This window comes from Antarctobacter heliothermus, from assembly GCF_002237555.1.
Classification (GTDB): Bacteria; Pseudomonadota; Alphaproteobacteria; order Rhodobacterales; family Rhodobacteraceae; genus Antarctobacter; species Antarctobacter heliothermus_B.
In genome coordinates, this window is sequence record NZ_CP022540.1 from 2,888,537 (window position 1) to 2,902,012 (window position 13,476).

The 13,476-nt window shown below is 63.4% G+C and carries 9 protein-coding genes; 6 read left to right on the plus strand and 3 right to left on the minus strand.

From position 1 onward, the window contains the following. Position 1: 1 nt before the first annotated feature. The gene (locus tag ANTHELSMS3_RS13805) at positions 2 to 898 is read right to left on the minus strand and encodes an aminoglycoside phosphotransferase family protein (RefSeq protein WP_094035374.1); all 897 of its coding nucleotides are present in this window, start codon (positions 896 to 898) and stop codon (positions 2 to 4) included. Beyond that, positions 895 to 3,360, minus strand: a complete 2,466-nt coding sequence (locus ANTHELSMS3_RS13810) for a penicillin acylase family protein (protein ID WP_094035375.1) — start codon at positions 3,358 to 3,360, stop codon at positions 895 to 897. The genes ANTHELSMS3_RS13805 and ANTHELSMS3_RS13810 overlap by 4 nt, the downstream gene beginning before the upstream one ends. A gap of 102 nt (positions 3,361 to 3,462) precedes the next feature. On the opposite strand from ANTHELSMS3_RS13810, the gene ANTHELSMS3_RS13815 reads away from it, so the two are divergent. From ANTHELSMS3_RS13815 to ANTHELSMS3_RS13825, 3 genes are all read left to right on the plus strand, one after another. Further along, positions 3,463 to 4,335 (plus strand): NAD(P)-dependent oxidoreductase, encoded by an 873-nt coding sequence (locus ANTHELSMS3_RS13815; RefSeq protein WP_094035376.1) that lies wholly within the window; start codon positions 3,463 to 3,465, stop codon positions 4,333 to 4,335. Between the two features lie 509 nt (positions 4,336 to 4,844). After that, positions 4,845 to 8,123, plus strand: a complete 3,279-nt coding sequence (locus ANTHELSMS3_RS13820) for an Rne/Rng family ribonuclease (RefSeq protein WP_094035377.1) — start codon at positions 4,845 to 4,847, stop codon at positions 8,121 to 8,123. Between the two features lie 10 nt (positions 8,124 to 8,133). Further along, entirely contained in the window at positions 8,134 to 9,114 is a 981-nt protein-coding gene (locus ANTHELSMS3_RS13825) for a hypothetical protein (RefSeq protein WP_094035378.1), read from the plus strand. Between the two features lie 427 nt (positions 9,115 to 9,541). On the opposite strand, the gene ANTHELSMS3_RS13830 is transcribed toward ANTHELSMS3_RS13825, so the two are convergent. Then, a complete protein-coding gene (locus ANTHELSMS3_RS13830; RefSeq protein ID WP_094035379.1) occupies positions 9,542 to 9,763 on the minus strand; it encodes a sulfurtransferase TusA family protein in 222 nt (73 codons plus the stop codon). Between the two features lie 109 nt (positions 9,764 to 9,872). Between ANTHELSMS3_RS13830 and ANTHELSMS3_RS13835 the strand changes: the two genes are divergently transcribed. From ANTHELSMS3_RS13835 to ANTHELSMS3_RS13845, 3 genes are all read left to right on the plus strand, one after another. After that, complete coding sequence (locus ANTHELSMS3_RS13835) at positions 9,873 to 10,625, plus strand: cytochrome c biogenesis CcdA family protein (RefSeq protein ID WP_094035380.1); 753 nt, start codon at positions 9,873 to 9,875, stop codon at positions 10,623 to 10,625. Positions 10,626 to 10,832: 207 nt separating this feature from the next. Beyond that, positions 10,833 to 12,098, plus strand: coding sequence for a hypothetical protein (locus ANTHELSMS3_RS13840; protein WP_094035381.1), 1,266 nt, complete (start codon positions 10,833 to 10,835; stop codon positions 12,096 to 12,098). Beyond that, a complete protein-coding gene (locus ANTHELSMS3_RS13845) occupies positions 12,095 to 13,444 on the plus strand; it encodes a cytochrome P450 (RefSeq protein ID WP_094035382.1) in 1,350 nt (449 codons plus the stop codon). Before ANTHELSMS3_RS13840 ends, ANTHELSMS3_RS13845 begins: the two co-directional genes overlap by 4 nt. The last annotated feature ends 32 nt before the right edge of the window (positions 13,445 to 13,476 follow it).

Below are 13,476 nucleotides of genomic sequence, written 5' to 3' on the forward strand. Positions count from 1 at the left end.
CTCAGATCACCGGGGCATCCCTGTTCAACAGGTCTTCGGCCACCTCTAACCGGCGCAATTGCCGTGCGGATGGCACCTGCGGCGTGTTTGCCCAGACCCAGAGACAGAAACACCGTTGCAGAAACAGGCGGACCGCCGGGTCCGTCTGATCTGTGCCATAGGCGTGCCGCAGGTCGGTGACCGCTTGTTGTCCGTCTGACGCGCCCAAGGTCATCAGGTCCAGCGCCAGCGTAAAGACATCGCGCAATGGCTCATCCTCGCGCGTATTCTCAAAATCCAGACCCCAGACCGTGCCGTCCACGTCCAGCATCAGGTTGGAGAGGGTCATGTCGCGGTGTGTGACTGCGCGGGCAGAGGGGCGGCCCGTCACACCTGCCGCAATGGCCTGCACGTCCCGCGCGGTCTTGGCAAAGCCATCGGGATCGGGAATGGCGCGCTGCCCGTCCAGCGCCGCCGCGATCAACCGCGACAGCCAGTTGACTTGGCCCGTGGCGTCAAACGGGCAGGGATGCTGCGTCAGCCCGTGATAGGCTCGCAACCAGCGCCCGGCACTGGTCGCAACCTCTGCACCGCCCGCCCGACACACCGTGGCAAGGTCCGTGCCGTCGATTTTTGGCATGGCCATTGCCCGGCAGGAGGCGTCGAAAAATAAGACCTCCGGCGCGCGACTGGCCCCGGTCTTTAGTGCCTGTGCCACCTGTGTTTGACGGCGGGCCTGACGCGCTGCCCGGTCCGAATCCGCCCAGACCTTGATCAGGATTGGCCCCTTCGGCCCGTCCGATTCAAACAGATGCGCCTCACCGCCGCCGGGTCGCGCGGCGCGCGGCTCTGATCCGCCGCCATGGCGCGCCTGTGCCTCCATTGCCAAGGCCCGCGCGGCCTCGGCCGTCAGGCTCATGGTTTGACGAGGCGCGTGATCCCGACAGAGGCGGCGCGCGCAAGCCCGATGTCCAGCGACATCGGCAGGTATTCCCCGCGCCGCCACAGCTGACCCAGATCGTCATAGTGGCGAGACAGCGGGTGCCCCGATTGCCCGGTGGCCGAGATAAAGACCGAACTGTCCGGATCGGCGAAATCATAGACTCCGCGATAGCCCGCCCCATGCACATTGGCAAAAGGCTCGGGCTCGGTCCCCGAGGTGCGACCGCGCATCAACGTATGATCGCCGCCCGAGGTCTCCTGCCGGACGTTCACGAAATAACGCAGGATCGGGACTTCGCCCAGCACCGGATGCCGGTGTGTGGCGGCATGGGCATCGCCCCAGCGCAGCGATTCCAGCGAACTGCCGAACTCTTCGTCGATCCAGATCAGCGCATCGTCCAGCGCCAGCCGCGCGATGTCGCTACAGGTTTCCACCACGGCAGAGCGGATCACGTCGCACCACACGCTGGCCCCGTCCACGTCGCGAAAGACGCGCTCGATGAACAGTGGCTCGACGTGGTTGAAGTCCGCGGCCAGCGGGCCAAGGTCGTCGCGGATCAACCGGTCCTGAAGCGCGCGCAGCCACGCGGCATAGATCAGCGGCTCTGGCAGATGTTCGTTCATCTCGCCGTTCCAATCGGCCAACAGCGCCAGCGCGCGCTGGCGCTGACGGGCGGGGGTGCCCTGCGGCGCCGCCTCGCCGGTGAACCACAGATCCCGCCCGATCAGCGGCAGCAGCGTGCGCGCGGCAGGGGACACGGTGTCCAACTGCGCCTCAATAAAGCTGTCGCGGGTGTGCACCTTGCGACCCTGCATCACACTGGTCCAGCGCTGCACCCGCTGGCTGTCGCCCCATTCGAAACTGACATGGTTGGGGAAGGGGCGGTCGATCATCTTGTTGTTGGTGTTGCCAACGATCCCGCCCTCGGGCGCAAGGAATTCGGGGTTGGACGAATAGGGCAGATAGCCGTCCCAGCGATTGGTCGCGATCCAGCCGCGTGACGGCAACCGGCCCAGGCTTTCATGCGCGGGATCGCGACGCGGCATCGCGCCCACCAGCTTCATCGCGACGGTATCGTCGTCGATCATCGTCAGGTTCTGCGAGGGGGCCACATACAGCCGCGAGATCTGCATCCCTTCTTCAACGGACCCCGCCATCATTAACCCCACGGCGGCAGAGGCCGAGGTGTCCTCATGCGATAGTGCCGTCCACGACAGCGTCACCAGATGGCCGGGCGGCGTGATCTTGTCCAGGTTGAACTGCGACGAGGGTAGAACCGGGCCATTGTCCGTCCACAGCAGGGTCAGCGTCACCGGCGGCTCATCCTTGATGCGGATGATCGACTGGCGCGTCTCAAAAGGTTTGAACCCGTCGGGCGTGCGGTATTCCTGTCGGTTGTCGGGATTGATCTCTTCGAAAAACAGATCCTGATCGTCCAGATAAGACGAGGTGATCCCCCAGGCCAACTGCCGCGAACGGCCCACCATCAGCGCCGGAATGCCGGGGATCGATGCGCCGATCACGCCGCCGGACTGCAACTCCATCCGCGCCAGATACCAGATCGACGGCGCAGTGAAACCCAGATGGGGGTCATTGGCCAGCAGCGTCCCGCGTGAGGCAGAGCGCTCTGGCGCAGCGGCCCAGACGTTGGACGCCCCCGCCAGCCCGCGACGCGGCACCGGCCACAGGAAATCCCCGCCAACCGTCCCCGCCTGCGCCTGTTGCGTGCCCGCACCGGGCAACAATCGGGCAATCTGGGGCAGCGCCGCCACGCCAGAGCCGGGCATTTCGGGCAGAATATCCGACAGCCGCGCCTCATCGCCCAGCAACAGCGAGGTGCGTGCCCGCAGCACCTCATCGCCGATATGGCCCGACAGCTGCAGCGCCATCAACTTGATGATGGCCAGCGAATCCGCCGGTTGCCACGGCGCGATCTCTGCCTCGAACAGGAAAAACTCGGGCGCACCGCGCCCCAGACTTTCCATATTGATCTCACTGATGCGGGCATTGATCCCGGCGGCATAGGCCTCTAGCGCGTCCAGCGTGCGGTCGTCCTGATGCACGACAGAGGCTTTGGCCGCGCTGTAAATGTCCAGCCGCCGCAACAGGGTGTCGGTGCGCAGCGTCCGGCGGCCAAAGATTTCCGACAGGCGGCCCTGTGCCGTGCGCCGCATCACCATCAACTGCCACAGCCGGTCCTGCGCATGGGCATAGCCAAGCCCAAAAAACGCATCGCGGTCCGACAGCGCCATGATATGCGGCACCGCCGAATTGTCGCGCACGATTTCGATATCTGCGGTGATGCCAGAGACGGACAGGGTCTTGTCGTAGTCAGGCAGCGACCGCGACGCGAGGTAGTAGGACAGCAAAACGCCAATGACGATCAGCGCCACAGCCAGGCTGGCCAGTCGCAGCAACCATCGAAACATCAGCGCCATTTCCCTCTCCGTCCACTTGGGGTAGGTCAGAATGCACCGGGATTAACTTGCCAGCCCGGGCTTGCCAAGGGCAGGCGGGCTGGTCCGACGAGGGAGAGTATAATGGCAAAAGTCGCATTTCTGGGTCTGGGCGTGATGGGCTATCCCATGGCGGGCCATCTGGCCAAGGCCGGGCATGAGGTGACTGTCTACAACCGCACCGCCGCCAAGGCCGAAAAATGGGTCGCCGAACATGGCGGTTCGCACGCGGCAACCCCGCGTGAGGCGGCGCAGGGCGCGGATTTCATCATGGCCTGCGTGGGCAATGACGACGATTTGCGCGGTGTCTGCACCGGCGCGGACGGGGCCTTTGCCGGGATGGCAAAGGGCGCGACCTTTGTCGATCACACCACCGTGTCCGCACAGGTCACCGCAGAACTCTACGCAGAGGCGGCCAAGGCGGACCTGTCCTTTGTCGATGCGCCGGTGTCCGGCGGGCAGGCGGGGGCGGAAAACGGCCAGTTGGTGATCATGTGCGGCGGGGATGCGCCGGTCTATGACGCGGCAGAGCCGGTGATGATGTCCTATGCCAAGATGTGCCGTCGTCTGGGCGAGTCGGGCGCAGGCCAACTGACCAAGATGGTCAACCAGATCTGTATTGCCGGTCTGGTGCAAGCCTTGTCAGAGGGTCTGCACTTTGCCGAAAAGGCAGGTCTGGATGGTGCGGCGGTGGTCGATGTGATCGGCGGCGGTGCGGCCGGGTCGTGGCAGATGGTCAACCGCTATCAGACCATGATCGCGGATAAGTTCGAACACGGCTTTGCCGTCGACTGGATGCGCAAGGATCTGAACATCTGCCTGCGCACGGCGGATGAGGTGGGGGCCTCACTGCCCGTCACCGCCCTTGTGGATCAGTTCTACAAGGACGTGCAAAAACTGGGTGGTGGGCGCTGGGACACCTCGTCGCTGATCAAACGCCTGAATGCCATGGGGTGAGCCTCTGCTCACCCCGTCCCGCCGCGCCACCCTTTTCCGGGCGGCGCGGCACTTGCCGTTGCGACGCCACGTCAAACGCCGCCATGCGCCTAATTTACGCTCCTATCCGTTTGCCTACACGTCTCTCCCGACATGACCTATTGTCTTTGCCCCTTTGCACGCCTTATGTTAGCGGTCAGGCCGCGTGTGTATTACCCCGCGCCGACCAGTTTCGCTGACCGTGGACCCTGACAAACCGGACCCGGACAGACCGATCGGGCCGCAAGGCCAAAGACCCCGCCCGGACCGCAACATGCGACGGGCTTAATGAATGGGCGCCGCTTCGGTTCACTTGCCGAAGACAGGCGTCGGAGAAGAACCGCGATGAAGCGCGCGAATGACATCAGGCACGAGGCAGGGACCAATGGCTCCCGCCGTGCCGTCGCGCACCATCTCGCCCAGACAAGACACGCCGCAACCTCCGGGGCCCCACCTGGGCCGCGGAGGCGTGCGCCGTGCAAACGGATAACATGGCTAAGAAAATGCTCATCGACGCCACCCACGCGGAAGAGACCCGCGTTGTGGTGGTGGACGGAAACAAAGTTGAGGAATTTGACTTTGAATCTGAAAACAAGCGGCAACTCGCTGGAAATATCTATCTAGCCAAGATCACGCGGGTCGAACCCTCGTTGCAGGCGGCATTCGTCGACTACGGCGGCAACCGCCACGGTTTTCTGGCGTTCTCGGAAATCCACCCTGACTATTACCAGATCCCCATCGCCGACCGTCAGGCGCTGATGGCCGAGGAAGAAGAGGCCGCCAAGGCCGCCGCCGAGGAAGAGGAAAAGCCCAAGAAGTCCCGTTCGCGCTCTCGCAAGCGGACGACCAAGCCCAGCGATACTGCAGATAAGCCGCTGGTTGCAGAGACTGCGCCAGAGCAGGCTCCAGAACAGACAGCAGAGCCAAAGCCGCGTGAAATCAGCGGCATGGAAACCATCGACCTCGACGAAGACCTGGAAACCGGCGCGCCGGGTGAGGGCCTGTCGCCGATGGAAACCGTGCACGAAACTCCGGTTCAGGAACCGCAGGACGCCGACGAGGCGACCCCCGCCGAGACACCCGTGGCTCCGCAGGCCTCTGCTCAGGACGCCGCGCCCGAAGCTGTGGCCGAAGCAGCCCCTGTCACTCCTGACACGCCTGCTGCCGCGCCTGAGGCGGATCTGACCCCGATGCCGGCGGCAGAGGACGCGATCCCGGTCGAGACCGTCGAAACCCCGGCACCCGCAACACCAGACGATGCGGACGCGCCCGAAACGACGGACACCGCCACACCGCCGCGCCCCATCGCCGAAGGCACCCGGGATGAGGCCGCCGTGGTCTCGCAAGACCCCGAGACCACCGACACAGCCGCACCGGCGCAGGCTGAGGCCGCGCCCGCAGCAGCGGATGCGACCGAGGTGGCCGACACCGCCCGCGATGACAGCGACGAAGACGACGACGACGATGACGATTCGCAAGACGACGCCGCCTCTCGCGATGCCTCGATCGAATCCGTTGCCGACGACGACACCCACGAAGACATTCGCCCGGTGCGCAAGCCGCGCGCGCGCCGTTACAAAATTCAGGAAGTCATCAAGGTCCGCCAGATCATGCTGGTGCAGGTCGTCAAGGAAGAGCGCGGCAACAAAGGCGCGGCCCTGACCACCTACCTGTCGCTGGCCGGTCGTTACTGCGTCCTGATGCCCAACACCGCACGCGGTGGCGGCATCAGCCGCAAGATCACCAACGCCGCCGACCGCTCCAAGCTCAAGGAAATCGCGACCAGCATCGACGTCCCCAAGGGTGCCGGGCTGATCATCCGCACGGCGGGGGCCAAGCGCACCAAGACAGAGATCAAGCGCGACTACGAATACCTCCAGCGCCTGTGGGAACAGATCCGCGAGCTTACGCTGAAATCCATCGCGCCCGCCAAGATCTACGAAGAGGGCGACCTGATCAAACGCTCGATCCGCGACCTCTACAGCCGCGAAATCGATGAGGTTCTGGTCGAGGGCGAACGCGGCTATCGCGTCGCCAAGGACTTCATGAAGATGATCATGCCGTCCCACGCCAAGAACGTGCAGCACTACCACGACCAGATGCCGCTCTTCGCGCGCTTTCAGGTCGAATCCTACCTTGGCGCCATGTTCAATCCGACGGTGCAGCTGAAATCCGGCGGTTACATCGTGATCGGTGTGACAGAGGCGCTGGTGGCCATCGACGTCAACTCTGGCCGCGCCACCAAAGAGGGCTCGATCGAGGAAACCGCCACCAAGACCAACCTTGAGGCCGCCGAAGAGGTGGCCCGCCAGTTGCGTCTGCGCGACCTTGCCGGCCTGATCGTCATCGACTTCATCGACATGGATGAGCGTAAGAACAACGCCGCCGTCGAAAAACGGATCAAGGACAAGCTGAAGTCCGACCGCGCGCGCATTCAGGTGGGCCGCATCTCGGGCTTTGGCCTGATGGAAATGTCGCGTCAGCGTCTGCGCCCCGGCATGATCGAGGCGACGACTCAGCCGTGTCAGGCGTGCCACGGCACCGGCCTGATCCGTTCTGACGACAACCTTGCACTGCAAGTGTTGCGCCAGATCGAGGAAGAAGGCGTGCGCCGCCGCTCGCGTGAGGTGCTGGTAAAATGCCCGGTCGGCATCGCCAACTACCTGATGAACCAGAAACGCGAACACATCCTCCAGATTGAAACGCGCTATGGCATGTCCGTCCGGATTGAGGGCGATCCGCATCTGGTGTCGCCCGACTTTACCCTTGAAAAATTCAAGACCGCGACCCGCGTCGTGCCAGAGGCAACAGCGCCTGTGGTCTCTGTCGACACCTCGCTGATGGATCAGGTGGACGAGGACGCCGAGGACGAGATCGAAGACGCAGAGATCATCGAAACCACGGCCCCCGAGTCCGCGCCTGCCGCCGCGCCGCAGTCGGACGAGACCGGCGAAGACGACAAGCCCAAAAAGCGCCGTCGTCGGCGTCGGCGCAAGTCGAAGTCCAAGGACAACGGCGAGAATGGGGATAACGGCGACACCGATACGTCGGATGACGACACGCGCCAGCCGGAAAAGGCAGAGGCAGCCGCCGCCGGGGACAGCGCCGAGGTTGCGGATGCGCCCTCGGAGACCGCCGAGGACGCGCCCAAGCCCAAGCGGACCCGCACGCGGTCGCGCCGCTCGCGCAGCAAACCTGCGGAGACGGTGACCGAAAACGCCGACGCGACCCCAACGGCAGAGCCGGTTGTGGCAGAGGTTGTGGCAGAGGCGGCCCCGATTGCGGATGCACCGGTCGCTGACGCGCAGCCCGCCGACGCGCCCGCATCAGAGGTGGCGGCAGAGTCGCCGGCACAGGCGACACCGGCCCCGGTTGAGGCCACAGCAGCTGACGCAGACGCCAAGCCCAAACGTGCCCGCACACGGCGCAAGGCCGCGGATGTAATTGCCGCAGCGGTCGGCACACCGACAGCGGAAACGCCGGCCGAACTGATCGCAGATGCTGCCGAAGCGCCCGCCGCAGACGTGGCCCCAAAGCCTGCGGCGGACACGGCTCCGGCCCCCGAAGCAGAGGCTGAACCGGCCCCCGCCGAGGTCGTCAGCGCCGAACCGGCTCCGAAAGTTGCACCAGATGCCGCCCCGGAAGCCGCCCCAGAACCCACACCGGAGCCCACACCGGAGCCCGCCGCCGAACAGGTCGCCGAATCTCCGACCCCGGCAGAGGCAGACGACAAGCCCAAGCGGCGCGGTTGGTGGTCACTGGGCAGCTGATCCGGACCTTATGAACAAAGAAAAGCCCCGCGGCGACGCGGGGCTTTTTCGTTTCAAGGTGCGGCTTGCCGATAACGATACAACGCCCCGGGCGGCCCCGGGCGGCCAAGGGCGCGCAGAGATCACAAATGCGACTGCGTTGACCCACATCGATGGCGGGCAAGCGCAGGGCGCGGGGGGTGTACTGTCATGGAAAGCTCCTGACAGCGGACATGCCCCGTGCGGCGAACGGCGGGACCGAGCCCATAAACCCAAACATCCAGCTTGCACGAATGGCAGCTATCGGATCATATTCGCCTTGGATGTTCTAGCGGCGATCCAAAGACCAGATATTGGAGAAACCATGGTCATTTTCATAATCCTTTCCTTTCTCTCTTTAATGATTGTCTTGGGCGCATCATTCGCCGGTGCTTATTGTTTGGAGGCGATGTTTGGTGGGGACTTAACAGCTTGGGTGCAGTCTCTTGGAGCAATCCTTGCGATCGTCTCCGGTTTCGCTGCCGCGATTTGGCAGGTACGAGCACAACGCGTTGAAACGCAGGCGGAACGAAGCGCCGTTGCTCGGGCCGCTCACATATTGGCATATGAAGCACTTGAGACTGCGAGCGACCGGCTGGAGGCAGCGCTGATCCCGCGTAAATCTGGTAAAGTCATGAGCCTTCAGGGAGACCGCACGACAGAAATGGTCCTCGCGATGCGTGAATTCGACACGATGAAGCTACCCGCGGACTTGCTACCTTTATTTGTCCGTCTCAGGAGTCATGTCTTTGCAATAAACGAGAGAATTTCGGAAGTTTATTCCTCAGAAGAAAGGAATGAAGAACGCAAGACAGAGAGAGAAAATCGCTTGAAAAGCGCTGTGAGAGTTCGCACTGATGCCACGTTACTGTTCGAAACGTTGCAATCGATGATTTTGAAGTTTGGCGCCCAGAAGATGAATGTTGAGACTGGCGCTGAAACCGCGAGAGTAACCGCCAGCCTGCACCAATAGAAAATTAGAACCGGCCCACAACAGCCATTCGCGCAGCCGCAGCGAAAGGGCGCTTTGTCCGCGTATCCGCCCCTCTGTTGACGCGTCACGATGGTCTGCTCTGAACAGCCCGCCCGTTTCGCATCATGTCCGCTTCGAATTGGAAGTGGGCGTGGCCAGTTACCCCGCAGATGGCTGCAAAGCCCCATCCGGTCAACAGACCGGGCGCGCCGCTTCTGATGACCTCTTCGGGAACGTCGTGTCACGCGAACTTTGGCGTTCCCAAGATCTCGCCCCGTGGCCGTCCGCCAACATCAATGGGCCGGACGCATACGGGACGTTCGCGTCTCTGCCAGCGGCGCATTTCCTAACAACGTGTAAATCTGTTTCTGCAAGTCCTTGAAGACGCGACGTCACCTTTCTGTCCACGCGTGGACAGCCATACGGCTCACCCCTTGCGGATCGTCCAGATGATCGCTTTGCCCGCCTCCTCATGCCCCTCCAGATCATGCCCCGCCTCGGCACAGAAATGCGGCACATCCACCACGGCGGCAGGGTCGTCCGTGTGCAGGATCAACACCTCGCCAGAGGCCAGCCCCTGCAGCCTTTTGCGGGCCTTCAGGACAGGAAGCGGGCACAGCAGCCCGAGCGCGTCAAGTTCATGGGTCATGGTCCGGATGTAGACCCTTGCCCCGCCAAAGAAAAGCGCGACCACAGCGCACGCGGATGTGACACAGCTGCGAGGTGACGCCGCCCGTGCTTTCGCCTAAGACCCGAATATGTTTGGAATCGAAATCATAGACGCATCGCTCTTGCCCGCCATGTTCGTGGCGCTGTTGGCCGGGGTCATCTCCTTTCTCAGCCCCTGTGTGCTGCCGGTGGTGCCGCCCTATCTGGCCTACATGAGCGGCGTCTCCGTGACCGATCTTGGCACCCGCGACGGTGGCCGGAACAAGGCGATGCTGCCCGCCGTCTTCTTTGTGCTGGGGCTATCCACTGTCTTTCTTTTGATGGGCTTTGCCGCCTCCGCCGTCGGGATCGCCTTTCTTCAGTATCAGGACTGGCTGAACACCGCCGCCGGGATCGTCGTGATGATCTTTGGCGCGCATTTTGTCGGCGTCTACCGCATCGGTTTTCTTGACCGTGAGGCGCGGCTGGATGCGGGGGATCAGGGCGGGTCGGCCTTTGGCGCGTATATTCTGGGGCTCGCCTTTGCCTTTGGCTGGACGCCCTGCATCGGCCCGCAACTGGGCGCGATCCTCAGCCTTGCCGCGTCCGAGGCGTCGGTGGCGCGTGGAACATTGTTGCTGGCGGTCTATGCCGTGGGGCTAGGGGTGCCGTTCCTGCTGGTCGCGGCCTTCTTGCCGCGCCTGACCGGGGTCATGGGCTGGATGAAACGGCACATGGAACAGATCGAGCGCGCCATGGGCCTGCTATTGTGGACCATTGGCCTGCTGATGCTGACGGGCGGATTTTCGTCGCTGTCCTTCTGGCTGTTAGAGACCTTTCCGGCGTTAGCCGCTCTGGGTTGATCTGCGGTCAGCGCAGCCCGTGCAGCGCCGCCAAGGGGGCAATGCGCGTGACCAGCCAGGCGGGATAATACGCCGCGGTCGGGCCGACAAGACAGGCCCAGCCTGTCGCCAGCACGACAGTTCCTGCAGGAACTGCGCACGCCCGGACGCCGCCTTACTCTTGCCGAAAATCCGGCGTACCCTGATCGCAACAAAGAGGTGCGAAAGATGGGCGCTGGACAGACTGAAATACCGCAGGACGTGTCACGGCGCAGGGTGTTCTACATCCCCGGCTATGATCCGATTCATCCCCGCCGCTACCGCGAACTTTACCGCAAGGAGGGCGCGGCGCAGGCGCAGGTGTCCGGCTATCAGATCGACCTCAGCCCCAAGCAGACGGGTGGTCTGTATGGCTGGCACGTCGTCAGCGCGATGGACGGGCAGGCGGTCACGGCGGATATTGAGGTTCTGGTCTGGTCCGACATCGTGCGCAACAGCATGTCCACCTCGATCCTCGCGACCTATGCGCAACTGGTCCGCACCGCCTGGGAGTACATTGCCACCGGCGCGCTGAGACGGTTGATGCTGCTGCGCAAAGGGCCAGTAATTGCGGCGCTCTATCCGATTGGGATGCTGCTGTTGCAACTGACCCTTGCGCTGGTGCTGGGTTGGGCCGGGTTTGTCGTTATCAACCGGCTTGCGGCGGCTTTTTCGGAATGGCTTGGGGTGGGTCTTGAGTCGGCGGCGACGGTTGCGGGCCTCGTGGTCTGGGCGGTCACCACCTGGGCTCTGCTGCGCTGGTTCAAGAAGAAGGACGGCAAGATTTTTGCCTACTACCTGATGCACGATTATGCCTATTCCGCCCGCTATCACGGTGCCAATCCGCCAGAGTTAGAGGCGCGGATGGCGGATTTTGGTGAGATCATTGCCAAGGCGTTGACCGATGATGTGGATGAGGTGCTGGTGGTGGGACATTCGTCCGGCGCTCATCTGGCGGTGTCGATCCTTGCCGACTTGATCCGCGCGGGTCGCGTTCCGGCGAACGGGCCGAAACTGGCCTTTCTTAGTCTGGGGCAGGTGGTGCCCATGGTGTCCTTCTTGCGCGGCGCGCATCGTTTGCGCGCCGATCTGCGATATTTGAGTGCGCAAGACGCGCTGACATGGGTCGACGTGACTGCGCCGGGCGATGGCTGTGCCTTTGCGTTATGCGATCCGGTGGCTGTCTCTGGCGTGGCACCCGCCGACAAACGCTGGCCATTGGTGTTTTCGGCGCAGTTCACCCGGTCCCTGTCCCCCGAACGCTGGAAGGCGCTGCGGTGGAAGTTCTTTCGCCTGCATTTCCAGTATCTTTGCGCGTTTGATCGGCCGCTGGACTATGACTATTTTCGCATCACCGCCGGGCCGCTGTCGTTGGCCACCCGCTATGCGGACCGCCCACCATCAAACAGCCGGATTGACGTGCCGGTGTCAAAATACACGAGCATTGCGGCATGATCCCTCCGAAACCGGCGGCGCGGCCTGATCGGGTTTCGCTGTGGCGCTATGTCAAACTGTTCCGGCAGGACATTCTGTCGGCTCAACCCGCGCGGCTGTACCGCGCCAAGATGGCAGAATTCCGCACGCCGTTTTTTCGGTCCTTCCTGCTCAACCAGCCCGATCTGGTGAAGACTGTCCTGAAGGAGCGCCCGATGGATTTCCCCAAATCGGGCCGCATCAGCGAAGGGTTGCGCCCGCTGCTGGGCAATTCGGTGTTCCTATCCAATGGCGCCGCATGGCAGCGGCAGCGGCGGATCATCGACCCTGCCTTTGAGGGCGGACGCCTGCGCGAAACCTATCCTGCGATGTGGGCGGCGGCGCAATCGGCGCTGGACCGGCTGGCGACCAAGGCAGGACAGGACGTCGAGGTTGAAGAGATCGCCAGCCACGCGGCGGCGGACGTGATCTTTCGCACGCTGTTTTCCATCCCGATCGAGGATGAGACGGCACAAGAGGTGTTTCACGAATTTCGCGCCTATCAGCGCACGCAGCCGATTCTGAACCTGGCCGCCTTTCTGCCGGTCCCGCGCTGGATGCCCCGTTTCTTTCGCCGGGACACCAAGGCGGCGGCACGGCGCATCCGGACCCTGATCACCCGGCTGACAGAGGCGCGTCTGGCCGCAATAGAAGCAGGCGCCGCGCCTGACGATCTGGCCACCAAGATCATGACCACACGCGACCCTGAAACGGGGCAAAGGTTTACTGCCGAGGAAATGGTCGATCAGGTCGCGATCTTTTTCCTTGCGGGTCATGAAACCAGTGCCTCGGCGCTTGGCTGGGCCTTGTACCTGATGGCAACGCATCCGGAATGGCAGGACAAAGTGGCGACTGAGGCGCAGGCGCTCCGAAGCTGCGCGTTTTCCGACATCTCCAAACTGCGGATCAGCCGCGATGTGTTCCGCGAGACGTTGCGGCTATACCCGCCGGTGCCGATGATGGTGCGTGAGGCGACATGCCCGGAACGGTTCCGCGATCGTGACATCCCCAAGGGATCACAGATGGTGCTCAGCCCGTGGCATCTGCACCGGCATGAGGGGCTGTGGGACAACCCGGACGGGTTTGACCCCGGACGCTGGCAGACCGAAAACGGCAAGACCTGCGGGCGCGAGGCCTATATGCCGTTCTCTGCCGGGCCGCGGGTCTGCACGGGGGCGGGATTCGCCATGGTCGAAGGGGTGCTGCTGTTGTCGCTGCTGCTGCGCGACCTGCGCGTCACGCCGGTGGCGGGTAAGGTGCCGATGCCGGAGGCGCATCTGACAGTGCGCGCGCGCGACGGGATCTGGTTGAGGATCGACCGGCGGTAATCCGTTTTTTCGCCGAGCACTCTCCTCCACGT

Excerpts from the sequence above, each read along its gene's own strand:
- ANTHELSMS3_RS13805 (WP_094035374.1), bottom strand. The coding sequence starts at position 898 with ATGAGCCTGACGGCCGAGGCCGCGCGGGCCTTGGCAATGGAGGCACAG.
- ANTHELSMS3_RS13810 (WP_094035375.1), bottom strand. The coding sequence starts at position 3,360 with ATGGCGCTGATGTTTCGATGGTTGCTGCGACTGGCCAGCCTGGCTGTG.
- ANTHELSMS3_RS13815 (WP_094035376.1), top strand. The coding sequence starts at position 3,463 with ATGGCAAAAGTCGCATTTCTGGGTCTGGGCGTGATGGGCTATCCCATG.
- ANTHELSMS3_RS13820 (WP_094035377.1), top strand. The coding sequence starts at position 4,845 with ATGGCTAAGAAAATGCTCATCGACGCCACCCACGCGGAAGAGACCCGC.
- ANTHELSMS3_RS13825 (WP_094035378.1), top strand. The coding sequence starts at position 8,134 with ATGAACAAAGAAAAGCCCCGCGGCGACGCGGGGCTTTTTCGTTTCAAG.
- ANTHELSMS3_RS13830 (WP_094035379.1), bottom strand. The coding sequence starts at position 9,763 with ATGACCCATGAACTTGACGCGCTCGGGCTGCTGTGCCCGCTTCCTGTC.
- ANTHELSMS3_RS13835 (WP_094035380.1), top strand. The coding sequence starts at position 9,873 with ATGTTTGGAATCGAAATCATAGACGCATCGCTCTTGCCCGCCATGTTC.
- ANTHELSMS3_RS13840 (WP_094035381.1), top strand. The coding sequence starts at position 10,833 with ATGGGCGCTGGACAGACTGAAATACCGCAGGACGTGTCACGGCGCAGG.
- ANTHELSMS3_RS13845 (WP_094035382.1), top strand. The coding sequence starts at position 12,095 with ATGATCCCTCCGAAACCGGCGGCGCGGCCTGATCGGGTTTCGCTGTGG.